Origin of the sequence: Bradyrhizobium erythrophlei (assembly GCF_042430365.1) — a bacterium.
Lineage (GTDB): Bacteria > Pseudomonadota > Alphaproteobacteria > Rhizobiales > Xanthobacteraceae > Bradyrhizobium > Bradyrhizobium erythrophlei.
Genome location: NZ_JBHMET010000087.1, coordinates 30857 through 51378, shown reverse-complemented (window position 1 = coordinate 51378; position 20522 = coordinate 30857). Strand labels below are relative to the sequence as shown.

16 protein-coding genes and 3 pseudogenes are annotated in these 20522 nt (G+C 57.2%); 11 read left to right on the top strand and 8 right to left on the bottom strand.

Features of this window, described 5'->3' with window-relative positions:
- Positions 1 to 223: 223 nt before the first annotated feature.
- The 5 genes from ACFFWD_RS15985 to ACFFWD_RS15965 form a co-directional block, all read right to left on the bottom strand.
- A complete protein-coding gene (locus tag ACFFWD_RS15985) occupies positions 224 to 2137 on the bottom strand; it encodes a UbiA family prenyltransferase (protein WP_376966703.1) in 1914 nt (637 codons plus the stop codon).
- A gap of 36 nt (positions 2138 to 2173) precedes the next feature.
- A complete protein-coding gene (locus ACFFWD_RS15980) occupies positions 2174 to 2662 on the bottom strand; it encodes a DegT/DnrJ/EryC1/StrS family aminotransferase (RefSeq protein WP_376966701.1) in 489 nt (162 codons plus the stop codon).
- A complete protein-coding gene (locus tag ACFFWD_RS15975) occupies positions 2550 to 2789 on the bottom strand; it encodes a DegT/DnrJ/EryC1/StrS family aminotransferase (protein WP_376966699.1) in 240 nt (79 codons plus the stop codon). Before ACFFWD_RS15975 ends, ACFFWD_RS15980 begins: the two co-directional genes overlap by 113 nt.
- A 696-nt stretch (positions 2790 to 3485) precedes the next feature.
- A complete protein-coding gene (locus ACFFWD_RS15970; protein ID WP_376966697.1) occupies positions 3486 to 3788 on the bottom strand; it encodes a hypothetical protein in 303 nt (100 codons plus the stop codon).
- A gap of 731 nt (positions 3789 to 4519) precedes the next feature.
- Positions 4520 to 4936, bottom strand: a complete 417-nt coding sequence (locus ACFFWD_RS15965) for a GtrA family protein (protein ID WP_376966695.1) — start codon at positions 4934 to 4936, stop codon at positions 4520 to 4522.
- Positions 4937 to 5654: 718 nt separating this feature from the next.
- On the opposite strand from ACFFWD_RS15965, the gene ACFFWD_RS15960 reads away from it, so the two are divergent.
- The 4 genes and pseudogenes from ACFFWD_RS15960 to ACFFWD_RS15945 all read left to right on the top strand — a co-directional run.
- Positions 5655 to 5879, top strand: coding sequence for an aldehyde dehydrogenase family protein (locus ACFFWD_RS15960; protein ID WP_376966693.1), 225 nt, complete (start codon positions 5655 to 5657; stop codon positions 5877 to 5879).
- A 319-nt stretch (positions 5880 to 6198) separates the two neighbouring features.
- Positions 6199 to 7149, top strand: a complete 951-nt coding sequence (locus ACFFWD_RS15955; protein ID WP_376966705.1) for a LysR substrate-binding domain-containing protein — start codon at positions 6199 to 6201, stop codon at positions 7147 to 7149.
- A 207-nt stretch (positions 7150 to 7356) separates the two neighbouring features.
- Positions 7357 to 8199, top strand: a pseudogene (locus ACFFWD_RS15950) (tyrosine-type recombinase/integrase); the annotation flags it as partial.
- A 17-nt stretch (positions 8200 to 8216) separates the two neighbouring features.
- Positions 8217 to 8639, top strand: a pseudogene (locus tag ACFFWD_RS15945) (IS91 family transposase); the annotation flags it as partial.
- A gap of 87 nt (positions 8640 to 8726) precedes the next feature.
- On the opposite strand, the gene ACFFWD_RS15940 reads toward ACFFWD_RS15945, so the two are convergent.
- Positions 8727 to 8951, bottom strand: a complete 225-nt coding sequence (locus ACFFWD_RS15940; protein ID WP_376966691.1) for a helix-turn-helix domain-containing protein — start codon at positions 8949 to 8951, stop codon at positions 8727 to 8729.
- A gap of 378 nt (positions 8952 to 9329) precedes the next feature.
- On the opposite strand from ACFFWD_RS15940, the pseudogene ACFFWD_RS15935 reads away from it, so the two are divergent.
- The 4 genes and pseudogenes from ACFFWD_RS15935 to ACFFWD_RS15920 form a co-directional block, all read left to right on the top strand.
- Positions 9330 to 9593 (top strand): annotated as a pseudogene (locus ACFFWD_RS15935) (DNA -binding domain-containing protein); the annotation flags it as partial.
- A gap of 188 nt (positions 9594 to 9781) precedes the next feature.
- A complete protein-coding gene (locus tag ACFFWD_RS15930; protein ID WP_376966689.1) occupies positions 9782 to 9976 on the top strand; it encodes a transcriptional regulator domain-containing protein in 195 nt (64 codons plus the stop codon).
- Between the two features lie 109 nt (positions 9977 to 10085).
- A complete protein-coding gene (locus tag ACFFWD_RS15925) occupies positions 10086 to 10568 on the top strand; it encodes a DUF2285 domain-containing protein (RefSeq protein ID WP_376966687.1) in 483 nt (160 codons plus the stop codon).
- 473 nt (positions 10569 to 11041) lie between these two features.
- A protein-coding gene (locus ACFFWD_RS15920) for an IS3 family transposase (protein WP_376966685.1) occupies positions 11042 to 12255 on the top strand; the annotation gives its coding sequence in 2 pieces (ribosomal slippage) (positions 11042 to 11318 and positions 11318 to 12255; 1215 coding nt in all).
- A 913-nt stretch (positions 12256 to 13168) separates the two neighbouring features.
- Here ACFFWD_RS15920 and ACFFWD_RS15915 read toward each other — a convergent pair.
- Both ACFFWD_RS15915 and ACFFWD_RS15910 read right to left on the bottom strand, forming a co-directional pair.
- Complete coding sequence (locus ACFFWD_RS15915) at positions 13169 to 13498, bottom strand: hypothetical protein (protein WP_376966683.1); 330 nt, start codon at positions 13496 to 13498, stop codon at positions 13169 to 13171.
- Between the two features lie 609 nt (positions 13499 to 14107).
- Positions 14108 to 14296, bottom strand: coding sequence for a hypothetical protein (locus tag ACFFWD_RS15910; RefSeq protein ID WP_376966681.1), 189 nt, complete (start codon positions 14294 to 14296; stop codon positions 14108 to 14110).
- 1100 nt (positions 14297 to 15396) lie between these two features.
- Here ACFFWD_RS15910 and ACFFWD_RS15905 point away from each other — a divergent pair.
- The 3 genes from ACFFWD_RS15905 to ACFFWD_RS15895 all read left to right on the top strand — a co-directional run bounded on the left by ACFFWD_RS15905 (position 15397) and on the right by ACFFWD_RS15895 (position 19942).
- A complete protein-coding gene (locus ACFFWD_RS15905) occupies positions 15397 to 16056 on the top strand; it encodes a helix-turn-helix transcriptional regulator (RefSeq protein WP_376966679.1) in 660 nt (219 codons plus the stop codon).
- A gap of 960 nt (positions 16057 to 17016) precedes the next feature.
- On the top strand, positions 17017 to 18072 hold the full coding sequence (locus ACFFWD_RS15900; RefSeq protein WP_376966677.1) for an NAD-dependent epimerase/dehydratase family protein: 1056 nt from the start codon (positions 17017 to 17019) through the stop codon (positions 18070 to 18072).
- Positions 18073 to 18187: 115 nt separating this feature from the next.
- On the top strand, positions 18188 to 19942 hold the full coding sequence (locus ACFFWD_RS15895) for an extracellular catalytic domain type 1 short-chain-length polyhydroxyalkanoate depolymerase (protein WP_376966675.1): 1755 nt from the start codon (positions 18188 to 18190) through the stop codon (positions 19940 to 19942).
- Positions 19943 to 20522: the final 580 nt, after the last annotated feature.

Genomic DNA, 20522 nt, shown 5'->3' with positions numbered 1-20522 from the left:
CCAACGTGACAGAGGCGCAAAACTCTAGTTCTGGGTGGTCCAAACTTCGGTCTCGCTGCAGGGTACCCCGAGACTCTAACCGCTACCGGATGAAAGTTCAGTGGCAGGTCAGCTCAACGCGCGCGCGAGAGCCGACCAGTTCGAGCTCGATTGTTCCTGTCCTTGCGCGCTGTAGCAAGGTTATGGAGCCGAACGCATCGATGCAACGCCGCCCGCGAATGCGTCAAATGGCGATAATAACTACGGCGGCGATCGAGGCGATGGCAATTGCGCTGATACGGTCCGTCAGTGCAAAGATAATAGGGTCGTCGTCCATTAGACGACGGTGCGCCATCATGAGCACCCTGCCTATCCAATAGAGAAGAATTGGACAGATGAGCCATAGTGCCTTCGGATGTCGATAGAGTATCTGGACATCGGGCGATGCAACATAGAGCGCAAAGATCGTGATAGCGTTCAAGCCAGCCGCAGCAGCTAGAGCGGCAACGACATCAAGGTCGCCGATCCTGTAGTCACGGTCTGGACGATCTGGAAGGCCGCGGTCGAGCCTCGTCGCCAGTTCAACGTAGCGCTTGACTAGCGCGAGCGATGTGAAGATGAACATAGAGAAGATGAAAAGCCACTGCGAAATTTGAATGCCAGCTGCCGCGCCACCTGCAACAATGCGCGTCGTGTAGAGCGTCGCGAGCACAACGACGTCCACGAGCATCTTGCGCTTCAAATAGACAGAATAAGCACTTGTTAGCGCAAAATAGCCAGCCAATACGTTGACAAACTCAGGCGAGATGGTGGTTGCCAGCATCAGAGAAAATAGGAGGAGCGCCGGAACCATAAGCAAGCCGGTCCGAAGCTGGAGGAGGCCACTCGCAAAGGGTCGCGCGCGCTTGCTAGAGTGCGCGCGATCAGCCTTAAGATCTAGTAGATCGTTGAGGATGTAGACCGCTGAGGCGCAAGCGCAAAAGGCTAGAAAGCCGGTCACATATGTGATGAGGTTAGCCAGCGTAAATTGATGCGAGGTCGCCAATGGCACAAAAACAAGAACATTCTTGACATATTGGTGGACCCGAAGGGCCTTGAACCACGCCCACCTGCCGGCATTCCCGCCATCTAATGCGACGTAGTGACCCTTGAGCGCGAGGAGGCGACTCTTTGTCGAATTGGAGAGGCCGACGCCGTAGGCTTTATCGGCAATCTTCCACACCGGAAAATCTGAAGGACCGTTGCCAATGTAATCAAACCCGCTTTTACCGAAACTCGCTGTGAGTATCTCGGCCTTCAAAGATCCTGACAAATTGTTTTTTGCGTCAGACGCAAACCAACCATCGAAGATGCCCAAGTGGTCTGCGATGGCCTTCGCGTGCTTCGCGTTGGCCGCGGTAGCCAAGTAAACGTTCCTGCCCCGCGCTTTGGCCGCACGGATGAAATCCAAAACGCAAGTGTTGTAAGGGAGAGTTGCATAATCCAGTTCGGACTCCTGGGCAAGATGATGCTTTACGGCCGCTTTGCCGTTGGCCAGAGCCCGAATCGTTGCAAAATTCACGTGGAACCCACGAGGTAAGACGTTTAAAAAAGACTCATATAGCACATCCGTTAGCAACAAAGATCCGTCTAGATCTACAACTAACGGTTTATCGCAGGGAAATTCCGTATCGGCTGCTTTAGCATCATCGCTAGTGCGCCAGATGCCGTTGAAAACCTTCGGCAAAACGTCATCGAGTTGCATCGGATGACCGATGTAGGCAATGTAGCCATCCCGGTCGACGACGAACGAGGTAGGAATCCCGCAAGAAAAACTGGACTCCATCCAAAGGTTGTTCATCTCTCCCGCGTAGTCGAACGCGATTCCATAGTTAGGATTCGGGAAATTTTTGGTCAACCAAGCGTCCAACTTGGTTCGGGCCTCGTTGGCCGTTCGAGCGCGTTCATGAGCTGCGATTCCGATGACCTGAAGTCCACTGTCTTTATGCTTTTCTTGCAGCTGTACCAGAAGGGGCATCGCCGCCATGCATGGCGTGCACCAAGTTGCCCAAAATTCGACGATGTACACTTTCCCAGGCTGGAAACTCGTCAGGGGCTGGCCGCGCAGCCAGCTCTCCACTTTGATCGGAGGAGCGAGGGACCCGATGCGCAACACCATTTGCTCTCCAAAGCTATTGTTAGACGCTGCACGACATTATGCGCGAGCTCGCCTCTCTCTCAGAAACGGAGCAGTCCCGGCGCGAGTCGCGAAAAGATCCATCGCCTCCGCAATTCGGGACGGCTGGCAAAGGCCGCTCCGCCGTCGCCCATCTATTGTGCTGCACGAGATAAGCTCCGAGTGTCGATCTCGCACGTCCCCACATGCCATCCGCAAGCGAGTCGGAGCAGTCTTCAATGAGAAATAGGCTATGCCGCTGGCAATCTCGCCGATGCTCGCAGCATCGAGTGGATCCCTAAGTGCATGAGCCGCCATGATAGCGTACGTTTGCGGAGTGATCGCCGCCTCGACGAGCTCGGACGCAACGTTGTAGGCGGGAATTTCGATATCGATGAAGACTGCGTCATCGCTCTCAGCATCGAGGGATTGCCGTCGTTGGAAGTCGGGTTGCTGCCGTAACGACGTCGCTGCCGGGCTGCAATATGCGCTCCCGGAGCAGGAGCGAAGTTGGAACTGAAAAGGCAACCAGGTTTGCCGACGAGCCGACGTTGACTGTGAGCGCATAGCGTACCCCGACGCACTGTGCGAGCTTGGCCTGAAACTCGTTGTTGAAGCGACCCCCGGTGAGCCAGAATTCGAGCGTAGCATCCACCGAGTGTTTGACATCGGTGGTGTCGAAGAGGCGACCGGAGACAGGCGCCCGCGGCAGAGAGTTTCCTGCCGTGATTCAGCGCGCAGTGGCCTTCGACCAGCTGATGAAGTTGACGCCGGATGTCCTCTGCCTGCAGCTCCGACGGGCTCGGACGCCGATGTGCATTGGACCGTCATGATGATCCCCTAGAGGTTAGGTTGAAAAAGCCGGGTCGATGCACTGACGTGGTTTCTTCACAAACGGTCGGCGTGGTAATTCCTGGGGAGGCGCGGATCGGTATGCTCCTCGACGATATCTCGCGCCACGGTCGTCCCGCGAGCCGATCAAGCGTCACGCCAATATGCGTCACTGATGTAGAGTTCGTTGTGCTCATCGAGTAGCCGATCATCCCGAGCGCACAGCATTCTGCAAGGGCGGGGGCGCACCGATTAGGACGGTTGGCGAACAGATTGTGATTGAATGATCTTGCATGCCGTCTCCTTGCAAGTGCGTTTGACCGGTCCAACGTTTATCAACCAACACGTGGCATGCTTCTGTCACCCAGATCAATCCCTAGCGCTGGTAGTTGACCGCGCGCAAATTGTTGCATCTCGCTATAGATCTGCAACAGACGGCAAAGCTCTGATAATCACGGGATGTTCGATCGTTGATCGCGGAAGTTCAAAAGGAGCTCGCGCGCAATGGGCGCGCAAAGCATCATTCAACTCGGGACTCTTGCTCTGCTCGACACACTCCCCGACACCTTGATTTGTTCCTGCCGATACGAAGCAGCGCGAACCTGGAACTGAATTCCGCCTCATCGTCGAGCGAGCTTGATCGTGTAGAAGCCGGACCGTTATTCCACGCGCGCCGCATGTTGCTAATGGCCAGGCGCTTCACGTCGGTATCGGGCTTGAACACGTGCACTTCTTCGCGCGCGAAAGCTACCAGTTGGCTCAGACCTTTCACGCGCCAGACGGCTTCCGGCGGCTTGCCGCCGCATTTGAACTTCGTTTTCACGAATACGGATTGCAAGATATGTCAGGCCGAAACACGGCTAAGCCGACCTGGGACCGTCCTGAACGAAACAAGCACATTCATCTCCGATCGAAAGCACCAATAGGCCGTTTCTTCGAGGTACACTTTTTGCGTCGTCGCCACGTGTAAGGCATCGATCGCCCGCCGCATTCGAAGGTTATGATGCGCATGAAAGGATAGCCATCGCGGACCTGTCGCATGGCTTCGACGACCCGTCGATCCACCAGCCGGAAGTCGCTGAAATTGGGGGCGACCATCTCCGGAAAACTTCAACGTCGTTAGTGAGCAATAGTAGACGCTGCAGATGAAGCGCATGATCCACCCCTTTTTTTTGCGCCGGCGCGAATCCCGTAGACGATCTCGTAGCCCTCTTCCAACAGCTCGACAATGTTTGGTAGAAGCTCTGGTGGATTCGGTAGTCAACCGGAAGAAACAATAGGGCGGCATCGCCCGAACCGGCCATCACGCCATTGCGTGTTTCAATGCGGACCGAAATTACGGGCGTTGATAAATTACGGGCGTTGATGATGACCCCGACGCAGGGATCCCGGGCGGCGCTTGCAGATGGCGAGCGTTCTATTCGTCGACGCATTGTCGCAAAAGATATGTTGGCGTAGGCAGTTCGACATGCACCTGAAGACAGCTCGAACTGCTTCGTAGGTATCCCTGATCCTCCTCTTCATTGAAACGCGACGTCGCGATCGAAATAGTCTTCATCGGGGCCTGCCAAATACAAGATAACGATTGATCGCGTAAGAGAGCAGAGCGAGAAGAGGGAGGGCCAAAGTTTGCCTAGCGAGCGGCGATATTGCGAAAGTAATCAATTTGTCCAGCAGCAGGATATTGACGAGCCAAATGGCTGTGTAGCCAGCCACAAAGGGCAGGAGTGCGGAAATCCGTCGGCTGCGGAACACCAGCCATCCGGTGGAGTGAAAATTGAACACGGCGCCGCATGCAGTCGCGAGCGTTATGGCAAGGTGATGAGATCCGAGCAGCAGGTAGAAAAGCACAAACACAGCATAGCCGAAGGCCGTGTTGACGATACCGACCAGCACAAATTTGCCGAAATTGACCAACGTGGGCTCGCCCTCGTAGCCAGGGGCGCCACCCGCCCGAGTGTCACTCACCATGGCGGGCTCTCGCGCGGCCCGCAGCCGCCTCCAGGTTATCGGGCAACCCAGTTGCCACGATGATTCGTGCCAACAAGGACGACGGTCGATGCTGCGAGGCCGCACGGGAATTGGCGAGCTTTACACTCATAGTCCTTCCAAGACTTTCGGGGGTATGCACCTCAACCGACACTTCCCACACCCATTGTGTGCTGTTCAGAGGTCGCCTCTGCAGGATGCTTGATTTACGGCGCCCTAGCATCTGCCCGACCAAATATGAGAGTTGAGGGCGATGTCATGCCGATCCAATAAGAGCGGCACAGGGGCACAAGCTGTGCTAAGCATCAGCGCCATCAATTGATGCTCGTGACTTGACCATCTCTGCGGTCTCGCCGCGCTAGGAAGCACAAACCTAGCCAGCGAATTCATGAGGATCAATCGACCGGGCGTCATTACAAACTCCTGGCACGAACCTCAACGCCTTGGCACCAACTCTAGAATTAGCGGCACTCCGTTACGTGCCGGCCTCTGAAAAGCTCTTGCGATCTCTAGTCGTCTCGAACCATCATTTCCCCGTTCGTGCAGTTGAAGAATTGCAGTGCTTGAGTCCCGAAGCGGTAGTCGCTCTCGATTGTGAAGAATACAGCAAAAGGGAAGGGAGTCCTCCCTACCAATTTTGGAGGGTAGCGCAAGATCGCTCTCGCTTTACATATTCACTCAAGCGTTCATCCTAGGAATCATGAGAGCGGAGACTTGGGGCTGCGTTGCGCCCACCATCGATCTTGATAAGACGTTGCGCGGCGTTGCCTTTGCCGCGATGGGCACGGCCGGCCAGCGCTCCACTATATTGCGTCGCCTGTTCGTTCACGGGAGCGTCTACGACCTTCCTGCCGCGCTTGAAGCGCACCCATGCATCCGTCGGGGCCGCAACCCGCTTCATCGGGCGCGCTGGTTGGGCCGCTGATCGATGCAGCTGACGCCCATCGCGGCATGCAGGCACTTGAAGCTGCAACGGCCGCAGCTGGTATCGTTCATGGTGGGCGCGCTCACCGCTCGGCGTCGGGCAATGCGTGCGTATCCCCCCTGTATGTGTTCGCTATGGCAGGCCTGCCATAGCGAGAATGGAGGGGCAATCAGATTCGGTCAGATAGCGGTGCAGGCAATCAAGTTGGGTAAAGCCGAAAATGCTGAATGAGGTCTCAATAGTCGAGCAATCGCGAGTCCGCAACGTAGGTTAGCATCCTTGATCAAAGAAACTGAGCGCATGGAAGGACTACCCATTGATGGAGTTCTTAGAGCCTGGAAAGAAGTCCGCTATGCGCAAGTTACCAATCTTGAAAAGTCTTCACATCTTCGAGGCGGTGAGCGAGTTTCCAAGCTTCTCAAGAGCAGCTGAAAGATTGAACATGACACACGGGGCCATAAGCTACCAGATGCGCATTCTCGAGGATTGGTTGGGGAGGAGATTGTTCATCCGTCACAGCTCGGGAGTGCGGCTTACGTCCGATGGCGAACAGCTGAAGCGCTGCTGTAAGAGCGCATTTACAATGCTTGAGAAAGGATGTCATGAACTGCGAAGGCGTGATGTAGGAAACTCCGTGGTGGTAGGGTGTTCACCCACATTTCTATCGCACAGTCTGTTGTCTCGGATTAGTGCATTTCGGCAAGCGCATTCGGATATCGAGTTGGTTTTCAAAACGGATGCCGATTTAAAATCGGTCGCTGTTGGTGTCGTGGATATATTGTTTGTTTGCGGTGTATTGAAGCAACCGCATCCCGTCGATGAGGTCTACGTATCCAATGAGATAATTGGGCCGGTTTGTGCGCCGGCTGCACTCTATCTGATGACAAGTCCAGAAGACATTGCATCAATTCCCTTACTGCATGAATCGCCCAAGTTGGAAGCGTGGAACGAATGGGCCAAGGCCACGGCAATTTGCTTGCGAGGATCGCGTGATATTGTGTTTGATACATTTTCGTTGGCTATTGAGGCGGCGAAAAGCGGCCTCGGAGCTGCGATAGCGCCAGAGGTACTGGTCCGAAGCAACCTTGAAAAGGGAGAGCTTGTGGCTCCGTTCGGCTTCATGCCCGTCGACCGTTCAGTTTACATGTTCGTCGGCAAGCATGCGCGAAATATTGCTGCAGTCAAAGAGTTTCGGCGTTGGGCCATGGCAGAAATACTCAGCCGAAAATCTCCAGGATCACCTCTCACGAGGTGCAACTGGAGAGGCTAAAAAGTATCAAATCGAGGGGGTGGCTGAAGCTACTTCATCCGATATGCTTCTTGTCTCGCACCTTCGGTCCCGCTGCGGATTCCGATGATCTCGCCCGGGATTGAACGAACCCGCTACGTGGGAGTGGAGGCAAGCCTGCTGAACTGAGGTCTCCTGTCTGAGAGGATGTTGGTCTTCGCACCACCCCTCTCAAGACAGGAGACCCAGATGGCTACGATGAGCCCTCTTCGCCAGCGCATGATCGAGGACATGACGGTCCGCAATCTGTCGTCGTCGACTTAAATCCTATATCTATGTGATCGCAAAGTTTAGCCGGCATTTCGGCTACGCGCCGGACCGGTTGAGTTTCGAGCAGTCCGCGCCTACCAACTGCATCTCATCGGCCAAAAGCGTTCGTGGTCCCACATCAATCAGGTGGCCCTGCGCGCTGCGGTTTTTCTACGGCGTGACACTCGGGCAGACGGAGGCATTCGAGCGGATCATCGGTGGCCAGAAGCCCGACAAGCTCCCGCTTGTGCTTAGTGCCGAAGAGATCGAGCGCTTCCTGGACGCGGTTACAGGGTTGCGCAACCGCGTCGTGCTGGCGACGGCTTATGCGGCTGGCTTACGGGTTAGTGAAGTCGTCCGCCTGAAGGTGAGCTCGATCGACAGCAAGCGAATGTTGATCCACATCGAGAACGGCAAGGGCGGCAGAGAACGTTACGCGATGCTCTCCCCTCGGCTGCTGGATATTTCTTCGCACGTACTGGATGCGAGCCCGACCGGGGCTGTGGCTATTTCCAGGTCAAGACCCAAGTGAACATGTCAGCGTCCGCTGCGTCCAGGCGGCCTGCCGCGCTGCCCGCCGCCGCGCTCGGCTTGCCAAGCCGATTACTGTCCACACTCTCCGGCACTCGTTTGCGACCCATCTCCCGGAAGGCGGGATCGACATCCGCATCATTCAGGTTTTGCTCGGACATGCCGACCTCAGATCGACGGTGCTACGCACAGGTTGCGACCAATCTGCTCGCCCGCACGACCAGCCCATTCGATGGGCTCTCCATCTCCCTCCCGACTGAGCCGCGCATATGGGCTCCGTGCTTGAGGTGGCGGACATCTTCCGCCGCCATGCCGCCCAGGGCTCTCGGCTCTCGTCCGACCAGCGCCGTGTAATGGCGGCCATCGAGGCGTGCCGCACAGCGACGCTCGGCGGCCATGTCGAGCGGTGCGACGACTGCGGCCTGGTTCGCGTCGCCTACAACAGCTGTCGTGATCGGCACTGTCCAAAGTGCCAAGCTCTCTCGCGCGCCCAATGGCTCGCCGATCGCCAGGCCGACCTGCTGCCGGTGCCCTATTTTCATGTCGTTTTCACGCCCGTGGCCGCCATCGCGCTGCAGAACAAGGCGGTGGCCTACGACATTTTGCTCAAGGCGGCAGCCGAGATGATCCGTCTCGTCAGCGCCGACCCGAAGCATCTCGGTGCTGATACCGGGGTGATCGCCATTCTCCATAAGCCGGAAATCACCTAGACCAGCTTTCAAGAGCTGCCGAAGAGACTAAAAGCTGGATTGAGGGGCAGACGTGTATTGGCAGACTACCTAGCAGCCTTTCTTTGCAGGCCGTTTCAGGAACTCATCAGGTTCAACGTCGAGTTTGTCGGCAAGGCGGCCTATGACTTTTATGCTGACGTAGTACGCGCCCTTTTCAAGCTGGCTCAGATAGCTCCGGCTTATTTTGGCCTCCAAGGCAAGCTCGTCTTGGGACCATCCTCTCGCATTGCGCAGACGGCGCAAATTGGTGGCGAATGTCTCCCGCAAGTCCATGCGGGAAAGGAAGCCGCTTGCTCAATATACTGCACCTCGATATACTTAACAAAGTGCCGTCTCGTGCAGGTTGTGAACGTAAACCGCGCGCGGCTATGCCGCTTGGCAAGCAAGAAACGAAGCTGACGCGTGCGGGACGCCAAGTCTGCTGATCGCGATCCGAGCGATATGGACCATGATCAAACGGCCTCCGGCGAAAGTCGGGGTAAGCGAAATTGAAGTGAGCGACGCCAGCCGCTTCGCTTAGAGACGCTTGCCGCCAGCCGCCAATTGACCTTCGTAGGAAGCTGTTTCCGCAAGGCGCGACCTTCGGATCGCTACGAAGACGCTCTGAATACGGCTATCATGGTCTTTTCAGTTTGATAGGAGTTTCAGGCCGTGCCGCCCGATCCAAAGGTTGCAGATTTGGCGCCCGACGCGCCCCAGCTCACGCCGTATGACGAGCAACACGTCGTCACCTACGTGCGTCTCCTCGATGCCGAAGCCGATAACGCCGATTGGCGCGAAGTCGCGCGCATTGTGCTGTGTATGGATTCCGCTCTTGAACCGGACCGCGCCCGCCGTGCGTTCGACAGCCATCTGGCGCGCGCCAAATGGGTGGCGCGTCACGGCTATCGTGATCTCCTGCGCCGCGGTTGGCCGAAAGAGTGGAGAGTGAGTGATGAATACGTTTGGAATGAACGTGACCTCGTGTTGAGGTCCAATCGCAAAAGTAGACGGTTCCATCGAGTAAGCGCATCAACATCGAATGGGCGCATCAGCACAACCAGAAATCGTCACAATTGTCGGGCTGCAATTCCCCTTGCGTGAATGCATGGGGAAAATAGCTGATGGCAGGTGCTGACTGGAGATCAGAGCAAGCATATCCTGACGCCAAGACAACAGAAACTGTAGACCTAGCCTGGGAGTGCCTTCGCCGCGATCGGGAGTACAAAACAGACTATAAAATGCTGCTCAGCAGCAAACGATCCAGCATGACGGCGGATCACTTCCGCTGGAAGTGGGGGCTGTCGTTTCGCCGCTGACCCGCAAAAGACGTTCGACCAACAAGCGATTTTCTGGGCGCCTGAGGCGCTGTCGACCGTGCTAACTGTCTGCGCAGCTGTCTCTCCGGCGGCGTGCAAACAATACGACTTGGATATTGCCAAACTCGCGGGCAGCGAGCTTCGCCATGCGCCAGATGGATGGCATGCCATCGTGCCGCTCGGAGGGGCAAAGCATCGCCTTTGGCTACCAGAGCTTCCAGCGAGCGGCTCTTTGGTTGCCGTCGACCTGCCGCTCGACCGCAATTTCGACATTCGTTTGCGGGCAGCACGTCGATTTAGGCGAGCGCTCGAACAGCGTCCCCTCGGACCATCGCCCCTTGCTCGATCGATCCTGACCCGGCGGCGGCTCATTCTCGCTTTGCGAGCACTGGATGGATGGCTGGAAGGAAACAGCTATCGCCAGATCGCGCAAGGCCTGTTTGGCACGCTTCGCGTTCCCGATCGAGGCTGGAAAACGGACAATCTGCGCAGCCAGACCATTCGCTTGGTCAAGATGGGGTTACGTCTCATGCGCGGCGGCTATCGCGCATTGCTCCGTCACAAGGGCAAAGGCAAGTACGATGCGTCCTGAGCTCTTGGCCGATGGGCTTGCTGCACGCGCGTCCCTCAAGAATCAAACCTTGCCAGTGATCAAGTAAGTCATCATTGCGCGCGGTATCCTCTGGGCATCCACTTCGGCTCGGTCTTTGCGGCGGCGGAGGAGGGGACTATCGTCGAATATGAATGGTACAGACTGGTGGTGATGCATCATTCGTCCCGCCACTTGAACAGACGATCGCCGAAGCACGCTGTCGCGTCACGGCTTCCATCCGGCGCAAGATGAAGCAATGTGCGTTGCACGCCATCATCCGGGCTTTGGCCGACTTGCACCGGCACAACGATCTCCTAATCATGCTCGTCCACGTTCTTCGGCGGACTCGATGACGCGCATACGAAGAAGAACTGTGCCGCAAATCGCTGCTTGGCGGCTGTGAAATGGACCCCGATTTTGGGACCACGTGCTTAGTTGGAAGGGGCTGCTCCGTTTGATAGACGGAGCGCATGATGACGACGAAGACGAGACGCAAGATCGACGCGGCACTGAAGGCAAAGATCGCGCTGGAAGCCGTGCGGGAGCAGGCGACGGTGGCCGATCTGGCCCAGCGCTATGAGGTTCACCCGAACCAGATCTATGCCTGGAAGAAGCAACTGCTGGAACAGGCGGCCCGGGCCTTTGACGCGGGTGTCGGGCGGGAGAGCGAGGAGGCTCGCGAACGCGAGATCGAGAAGCTGCACGCCAAGATTGGACAACTGACAGTCGAGCGCGATTTTTTAGCGCGGAGGTCCGGAAGATGAGCACGCCGGACCGTCGAGGAATGCTCGATCGCGCCGACATGGCGCTGTCGATCCGCCGGCAATGCATGTTGCTTGGCATCGCGCGCTCTGGGGTCTACCGGCCGCCACGGCCGGCCAACGACAACGACCTTGCCCTGATGCGGCGCCTCGACGAGCTGTTCACCGCCTGGCCGTTCCTGGGCTCGCGGCGAATGACCGCGATGCTGAAGGCTGAGGGGCTTCAGGTCAATCGCAAGCGCGTGCAGCGGTTGATGCGCAAGATGGGCATCGCGGCGTTGGGACCAAGGCCGAACACGACGAGGCCGGCGCCGGGCCACAAGATCTATCCCTATCTGTTGCGCAACATGACGATCGACCGGCCGAACCAGGTGTGGGCGGCCGACATCACGTATCTGCCCATCGGCCGCGGCTTTCTTTATCTCGTCGCCATCATCGACTGGGCGAGCCGTGCGGTTCTGGCGTGGCGGTTGTCGAACACGATGGACGTCTCGTTCTGCGTGGCGGCTCTGGACGAGGCGCTGGCGAAGTATGGCACGCCGGAGATCTTCAACACCGACCAGGGCAGCCAATTCACCAGTGCGGTCTTCACCGGCGCGTTGGCGGGCGCAGGGATCAAGATCTCCATGGATGGCCGCGGTCGTTGGATGGACAACGTCTTCATCGAGCGGCTGTGGCGGTCGCTCAAGCATGAGGACATCTATCTCAAGGGCTATGCCGACGGCCGCGAGGCCAAGGCAGGGGTCGCGAGCTGGATCGCCTTCTACAACGATCGTCGCCTTCATCAGGCGCACGGCTATCGCACGCCGATGGCGGTCTGGCGCGAACGGATGCAGGCCGCGAAGGCTGTGGACATGGTGGACAACGCTGACGCGTTGACCACATGCCCACAGCAACTGCAGCAGACAGAGTCTCTGGCAGCGTGATAGAAAGGGATCAGGAGCGGTCAGTTTCCAACTAACAAACCGGTTCAAGCGGTCGCGCTTCGCGGGTCCATTTCACTGCGCTCTGCGCGCCAGGGTGATGCGTTGTGGTCGGTGCCGACGAATGATGCGCGTCTTCTACGGTATGGGAAAATGAAAGGCTCCCCGCTGCGGATGCCCCGGTTTACGGACAACGGAAAGCTCCCTCAGGGACCGATGATGTCGCTCACGCCCAAACTCCACTAACGGCTATGTCACGCGACGTTACAATGAGTGAACGGCCGCTTGGTTTCCTTGAGCAGGCCTCGCTTCGGTTTACAAAAAGTCGAAGGGTTCGGGCCGCCAGTGCCGATGTCGGCGAATTTCCGGCGTCTGGTCGTCCAGAGCGTATTTGAAAACGCCCGCCACATAGAGATGCAGCGGCTAGGCGCTCATGAAGCGCGGCGTCATTCCACATCCTGGAGGAGCGCCGTCTGCAGTTTCGTAAGAAGTAGATCAACTGAGCTACCTCCTTCCTGTCGAAATTCTTCGGTGGGTCGCTCCAGCAATGGATCATATCCGCCACCTTGCCTCGATAGAACTTTTTGCCAAGCGGGGTAAGTTTCAACAGCACGACCCGTCTGTCGTCCCGATTCGCTTTATCGAAATTCCCAACATCAGCGAGACTTGGCGGAAGTGCTTGGCACGCAGCGGCGGGCGATGTAGGCCGACCGACGCCGTAGTCCCTCCTCGGTCGTTCGCCGGACAGGCAGCGCAGCCTTCTGGAATTATAATTCGTGCGAGGATCCCGTGAGCCAAGATCTTCTTTTCGAGCAAGCGCCGCCCAGGAATTGGGACCAGTTCGAAGAACTATGCGCCGACACTAGGGGGAGTGGCGCGACGCGATGCTTGTGCGGCACGGGCGCGCGGGACAGTTTCAGTTCCGCGTCGACATCGTGGGAAGGGATGGTGCGATCTGGCCGGTCGGCATCCAGTACAAAAGAAATCCGTGTGGCCGGTCTCCAAGTTGACGACGGTCGAACTCGACGAGGAGGTTGATAAGGCGAAGGGCTTCACACCCCCACTCCAGGCGTTCTATCTGGTCACCACCGCTCCCGACGATCAGGCGCTGCAGGAGCACGTCCGACTGTTGAATCTGCGCCACGAAACCGAAGGTCTTTTTCCGGTAGCCGTCTTCGGGCGGGAGTGGGTGCGGCGAGCCACGCGGCATCCGTATAGCGACGGACCAGCGCCGAACCAGATTCAACCGGCCCATCTTTGCTGTTGTCTGCACTACACGCAAATAGAGGAAGCGTTGCTTGCCTTAGTCGCGTTGATGAAAGCGCGCGCACCCGCACCCACTGCTCACTGGAAAAGCCGATCTTCTGACCGATGTACTGGCTGCTGTCCACCTTGCTAATGACATTGGGCAGGGTTGCTCCGAGGGAGCTGAGACCGAGAATCAGCAAAGCACCTGCGCAGGTCTCCAAGATCCGAGCTTTTGATTGATGTCAGTTTGCAGAATACGCGAGCGCGGAGCCCGCGGCAACACTCACGATACCGAGCACGGCAATCATTTATCTTGTTCCAAATTATTGAACTTGAAATTGGCTTAAGGCGATACGAACAAATGGCGTCATCTTCGAATCTGGCCAAGACGTCACCGCAACCGTCCCGTGAAGTTAGACGCACAAACGTATGCGTAGTCCCGCGCTATATGCCCATCCGGAAAGTCGCTACGATCATGCAGGTGGCGGCGCCGCAGCTTCTGAGCGCTTCCGGTTGTCCGCTTCCCATTATCTCGCTGGCTGAAGGAAAACGCTCCGGCGGCGCAACAGGTGGCCGACGTCGACATAAAACAGGCCCGACAGGTCGACTAATGCTTCTTCAAATCACTCAGCTTTCGCATGTAGTAGCCCTGCTTGCGAACGGTGGACTTGATCTCATCGCTGACGTTGATGACCCGCCTTTTCTTCCACCATTTCCCGAACGCGCTCGCAGGTAGGGACGCCCCCTGCTCGACGACCAGAAATTCATGTCTATCGTTTAGATATACTTCGAACATTTGGCCTCCATCGGAAGGACAGGATATCGCCGCAAACCAAATAACGCGCGGCAAATGCAGTAGCGGTACCTTTCTGACGGTCCCTCACCGCTCGCGTCGTTGACTGGGCTGGAAAACCTGCCTGATGGTGATGGAGGGCGGATGCAGCGACGCGGTGGCGCGCGATGATCGCGTTCGTGACAAATCGATTTCAAAGGCTTGCGTCCCTCGGTTCAGAGTACGATCGTATCGTTCCAGGATAGGGAATCAAATCGGAGTTCACGAATGCGCACAAGATCGCGTGTTGCCGAGCGCGCTCGTTCGAAAACTCAGACGCACCTCTCGCGCCTTGCACGCCGGGACTTGGCTTGGTGGCGAGAATCCCCTGCGCATTGTCCTTCTCCAGCGCAGAATTTCGGAATTGAAGGCCTCGAAATCAGAGAACTCTGACTTTGAAGAATGATAGCATTGCCCAAGACAGGAGAGGGCGAGAGCTACCGAGAGCTACGGAGCCAGCTCGTTTGCGAATGGATTGATCAAGCTGCTTCCTGCGTGTGCACGACGAACGCTGATTGTGCTTAGCAATCCCACCTGATTTCCGTAACGCAATGGAAACCGGCCGAGTTCGATCGCTCGATGAGGACGCTTTTGGGCTCTAAGCGGCTGCGGCTAACGCGGCGATCAAAGTATGGCCTTGAGGTGGTGAATGCATTTGAAGCCGACAGTCGGCTGATTGTATGAAGACGGAATTGTGGAGTGCAAGCTTTGTACGGAACGGACCAAAGCGTTTGTTTTGGAACGGACATGGCCTAAGCGAGCATAATGGTGCGATCCGCGCGTCATTCAGATCGATCGTTTGGATGCAGATTGAAGCAACGGCGATCGAACGTTTCGCGATTGATATTGGTTACGCATTGACCCTTGCCCGGAAGAATGGCCTCAGCTGAATTTGGAGGATGTCGGATCGAATCATTTTTCCCGGACCTCACCTGAACTTGGATAAGAGAGTGTTGCACAAACATCCCAAATGGGACTGTCCGTTGGGACGCGGTGCACCTAGAAATTGAGGATGGTAGCCGACATTGTTGTCGCTTTCAGCCATGTGAAGCTTGGAGGGGCGCGTGCTAGTTGATCGATTGGTTTTTCAAATGTTTGAGCCCCGCCAGGGAAGGGCCTCGATTTATCAATCGTCCATGAAGCCTCAGGAACACTCGAGCGTCCTCATTGCGCTCGATTGGATAAACTGCCCCGCTATTTTGCTCGATCGAAACGGCTCAGTGTTGGCTGTGAGCGGCAAGGCCCCAGACGCCTTTGACAGCGAGTTCTCCGTACGAGGACGGCGAATTTATGTGGCAGACTATCAATCGCGAACGAGGCTAGAAGAGCTTCTGGATCGTGCACGCCTGCTCTCCGGCAGGCAACCGCCTCCAGTTTCGCGGCTCGTAATCAATCGCGTCAGCCGTCGGCCGATCGTGATTGAAGCGATCCCGCGACGTTCAGGATCCGGCAGCCTGCCTTGTGATGTGGGTCTTCTTCTTCTCCTGACGGACCTGGATGAAGCGCCTGTTATTTCACGGGCGTCCCTCATGGAAGTCTTCGGTTTGACACCCGCTCAAGCGCAAGTCGCATCGTTATTGGTAAAGGGAAAGTCGCTGGAGGACATCGCCCGCGAGATGAACATTTCTTCCGGAACAGCCAGAAATCACCTCAAGGCTGTGTTTGCACGGACCGCGACCAGGCGCCAGGGCGAGTTGGTTTCGCTGTTATCTCGGCTGCAATAAATGGGACTTCAGACGCGAGCAACGCTGGGGAGGACTTGCCGGCAAGGTAATCTGCGAAGATGCGTCGGACGACAGCGGCTTCAGCTTCGTTGATCGTGCGGTCGCCGCGGATCGGCTCGCCGTCGCCGCGAATTGCTTGACAACATCATAACCAAAGCAAAGTCCACCACCAGACTTACCATCCTCAGCCGCGAAGGCCCCGCCCGCGTTTTGTCAGTAAGATCCTTCAGGAACGGGGGCGTTCATCGTGTCCTTTAGCCCGACGTGAAGATAGCTGACGTCGCCCTCCGAGAGGGGAACGATCTTTCACGCCGGCATATGTCATTCGCCGGCGATGTCCTCTTGGTCGCGGCTTAGGCGGTCCGATCACGCGAAGCTTCTCGGTTGTTGTGCCTCTCGGTCGCGCCATTGCCGCGTCCTTGCCGTTGCTCGCGCAGAGCGCTCCGTATCGTAACGAAGCTGGCAAATTGCGGTCATGAGACAAGTTAAAAATGCAAGTTATATCAACGTGCTGTGCCGCAACTGGGCGATAATCCGAGAGACAAAGCGTGTTGGGTCGGGACTGCGCAAGGTCAGGTCGCGAACAATATTTTTCGTGATCGCCCTCAAGGCGGCCTTTTGCCTGATCTTGGCCACCCCCAGCGCTCCTTTCTCTGACCGCCCCGTCGCCGGCGACTTCACAAAATAGAACCGGAAACCTTGCGCCCGCCGCTACCGCTCGCCACCCAACAACTGACGTGTCGATGCAGGCTGATTTCGTTGTGATGGGCATCCATTTCTGCGCCGACGTCCTCGCAGCGTGAGCACGGGTTGCGATTTGCACAAAAAAGATGCGTTCGATTTGTGTGTTGTATCACATGCCTGTCAACGTCAGGGTGAAAGATTGTAGTCGCGCTACCCGACGCATCGATTGCGCGGCGGTAAGCGAGCACTCTCAATGCTTGACCGAGGAGGACGTACATGGCGACGGTACTCATCACCGGCGGGACCGGGTTTATTGGATCGAATCTCGCGATGCGGCTTCTGGAGCGGGACAAGGACACTAAAGTCGTCCTGTTCGACAGGAATCCCGATCTTTCCAGACTGACGGGCTTCGAAGCGCGCTACGATGCCGTGAAGAATAGGGTCACCTTCGTCCAAGGCGATCTGACCATCCTACCGCACGTTTTGGCGCTGTTTGACGCCCACACGCCCGATAGCGTGTTTCATCTTGGCGCACTGCTGTCCGCAGGCGCGGAAACAAATCCGACGATGGGATTCCAAACGGACACGGTCGGGAGCTGGCATGTGTTCGAGGCCGCGCGCCTCTATTGCCAGCACGCCGGCAGCGATCCCATTCGCGTGCTCTTTCCAAGTACGATTGCGTCATTCGGCAGCTTTATCGCGCCCGGTGCGCTCGTGAACAACGAAGACATCCAGATGCCGACAACGATGTACGGCGTCTCCAAAGTATCGGTCGAGCGCCTTGGCGAATACTACACCCGCAAGGGCTGGATCGATTTTCGTGCAGTCCGTTATCCGTCCGTAATCGGCGCGAGCCGCGGGCCGGGCGGCACAACCGTTTATTCAACCTTAATGATTCAGGAGCCGTTTCGCACGCCGTCGCGGCCTTATATCGCCTATGTTGAGCCTACCACGCGTCTCGACATCATCTATATTTCCGAGGCGATCGATGCTCTGCTGGGCCTGCATGACGCACCGGGCAGCTCGCTCAAACGGCGCGTCTACAACATCGCTGGCATCAGGACGGACGATGTACAAGCACCCACGGCCCTCGACATCAAGAACGCAGTCGCAGCAATCAAGCCGGACGCCGTCATCGACTTCCAGGTCGATCCTGTCTTGCAGAACACAGTTACGAGCTTTGGAGTGCTGAAAGACGACACCGCCCGGGCGGACTGGAACTGGAAAGGTCCGCAGCAGCGGATGAATCTCGCGACGGCGGTTGCCGCGTTCGGCAAGGAAGTGAAAGAGTATCCAAAGCGGATCAAATCCCTGGAGCTGTTCGGCGCTTGAGGCATCGGCTCGTCGTTCGGGTCCGACCGCTCGCTCTCGGTCGGGCCGCCCGCGATTTGAAGCGGTGCGAAAACAACATCGCCAACTACGTTCTTTAGCACATCTGGAGGGGCAAATGTCTCCAACTCTGCGGCCATTGCTAACCATTGCTCTTTGTTCGCTGCTTGGTAGCGCAGCTTGCGCTGGAGAACTACGGCAGAAGCTGTTTAACGCCAAATCCTACTCCGGCTCGCGCGATCGACAGTATCAGGTGTTCGTGCCGTCCGGCTATACCGGCGAGGCTTCGGTCCCGATGGTGATGGTCTTGCATGGGTGCCGCCAGACCGAACTCAACATGATCAGCGAGACGCGGTTCAAGGAATTGGCCGAGCGCGACAACTTCATCGTGGTCTATCCCTTCATTACCTCCTATGACGGCTTCCGCGATACCAATTGTTGGGGTTTCTTTCTCGATCAACACATCCACAAGGGAGGCGGCGAGGTCGAGGACTTGCATCAGATTGCATCGGAGGTTGATGCTGAGTTCAAGATCGATCCAAACCGACGCTATGTCACCGGCCTTTCGTCGGGCGCCGGAATGTCGGTGGCGCTTGCCGTTGCACAGAGCGCTTATTTTGCGGCGGCCGGCTCTGTTGAGGGCTTACCCTATTCCGAAACTGCGTCTTCCGTGGGATTCGTCTGCGCCAATCCTGGAATCTTTAAGCCCATTTCGGCCGACGCGGTTGCGATGCAGATGGAGCAGAAACAGCCGGAAGAGCAACGCCAAATTCCTGTCATGGCAATCCACTCGCGCAACGATTGCGTCGTTAACATATTGGGTTCGGAGAACATACGGGATTCCTGGATCCGCCGTTACGGACTGAACTCCAGTGCGGTTGCGACGTCGGACTGCACGGCCAAAGGTGTGGCTTGCACCCAGACGAAGTATGGGACTGCCCAGCGTTCTATCGTCGAGACGATTTTCTATGACGGTAAGCGGGGAGATTTTATCGCCACCGATTCCCATTATTGGGTCGGCGACAATAGCGGAGAATTCGCCAATCCGACCGGACCAAGTGCCAGCGAGTTGCAATGGGCCTTCTTCAAGGCGCACCCGTTCCGTGAGAGCCAACCGCCGTCGATCTCGATTGCCTCGGCTACGGTCGCAGGAAATTCGGTTACCGTGAATGGCACCGCGTCCGTTTCCACCGGCTCAATTGCAAGTGTAACGGTGCGGCTGGATGGCCGCTTTCCGCAACCATCGAAAACCGCGTCGGGGACAAGCAATTGGAACGTCACGTTCGACAATCTGCCTTCGGACGCATTCTACGTGCCGGTCGCAACTGCGAAAGACAATGATGGCGCCACGACGGGTGCGAGCGGAAACCCGGTCGCGGTCGGCTCCCCGCCACCGAATCTCTCGCCGAGCGTTATGATCAACAGCGCGTCCGTCAGCGGCGATTGCGTCACCGTCGCAGGTAATGCCTCCGATCCCGAAGGTCAGCTCGCAAGCGTCCAAGTCGAACTCGGCACGCGAGGACCGAAAAGCGCTGCTCTCAACCAAAACAATTTCAGATATCAGGAATGTGCGCTCCCTGCAGGAAACTACTCAACCAAGGCGCAGGCCATCGACAATGCCGGCGCTAGGAGCCCGGTTGCCTCGGGGCCAGACGTCAGCGTGAGCGGTTTACAATCCGTTACCGCCAACTGGCAGGTGCACATGAGTGCGGGCCGATTGCGCGTGTATATGGCGCCATGCGCGAATGTGGGCTTCGGGGCCTGCGATCAAGGATTTTCGGCGATCTTCCTCGCCAACCAATTCAGTCCGTTCCCTCTGCACAGGAAAGCGACCTCAAATGACTGGTTCGTAGGGCTGGAGAACGTTCGCTAGTGGAGGGACCCGGACAGGGACCTCTCTGCATCTCGCGCTCGGTCCCTGACATTTGTTGTCCGCCGCCTTCCGGTCGCCGCAGCAGGATCGATGCTTGCGATCGCGCCGATGACCAATTGTCGGCGGCGCCCTTTATGTTGAATGTTCTTAGTGACACGACCAGAACACCGAGCTTTCTTATTTCTCTCGGTTTGTCATTCGCATTGCAGCGGCGAATCAACCGGCCGTTCTTCGACAGCTTGGCCTCCTCGTATCGAGCGGCTGCCGTCGCGTCGGACCTACAATCCGAAGGCCGACGGCAAGCAGGGGCGGCCGCTCGGCATTGCCGCGATCGAGGACGAGATCGTCCAGGCGGCGGTGGTCATGATCCTCACGCCTATCTACGAAGCGGGAGTTCCTGGGCTTCACCAGGGGTTCCGTCCAAAGCGGAGCCAGCATGGTGCGCTGGACGCGCTCACGTACGGGATCAAAGGACGCACGTTGGCCAGCCCTCACAGCGCAGAATCGCGCTCGACAAAACGGAGGATACCACCGATCACGGAGTCTCTTGATTGCCGCCCCGACGATACCTCCTGTAGGG

Coding starts and splice junctions, on each gene's coding strand:
- ACFFWD_RS15985 (WP_376966703.1), bottom strand. CDS start 2,137: ATGGTGTTGCGCATCGGGTCCCTCGCTCCTCCGATCAAAGTGGAGAGC.
- ACFFWD_RS15965 (WP_376966695.1), bottom strand. CDS start 4,936: ATGGTGAGTGACACTCGGGCGGGTGGCGCCCCTGGCTACGAGGGCGAG.
- ACFFWD_RS15960 (WP_376966693.1), top strand. CDS start 5,655: ATGAGAGCGGAGACTTGGGGCTGCGTTGCGCCCACCATCGATCTTGAT.
- ACFFWD_RS15955 (WP_376966705.1), top strand. CDS start 6,199: ATGGAGTTCTTAGAGCCTGGAAAGAAGTCCGCTATGCGCAAGTTACCA.
- ACFFWD_RS15940 (WP_376966691.1), bottom strand. CDS start 8,951: ATGGACTTGCGGGAGACATTCGCCACCAATTTGCGCCGTCTGCGCAAT.
- ACFFWD_RS15930 (WP_376966689.1), top strand. CDS start 9,782: ATGGCAGGTGCTGACTGGAGATCAGAGCAAGCATATCCTGACGCCAAG.
- ACFFWD_RS15910 (WP_376966681.1), bottom strand. CDS start 14,296: ATGTTCGAAGTATATCTAAACGATAGACATGAATTTCTGGTCGTCGAG.
- ACFFWD_RS15900 (WP_376966677.1), top strand. CDS start 17,017: ATGGCGACGGTACTCATCACCGGCGGGACCGGGTTTATTGGATCGAAT.
- ACFFWD_RS15895 (WP_376966675.1), top strand. CDS start 18,188: ATGTCTCCAACTCTGCGGCCATTGCTAACCATTGCTCTTTGTTCGCTG.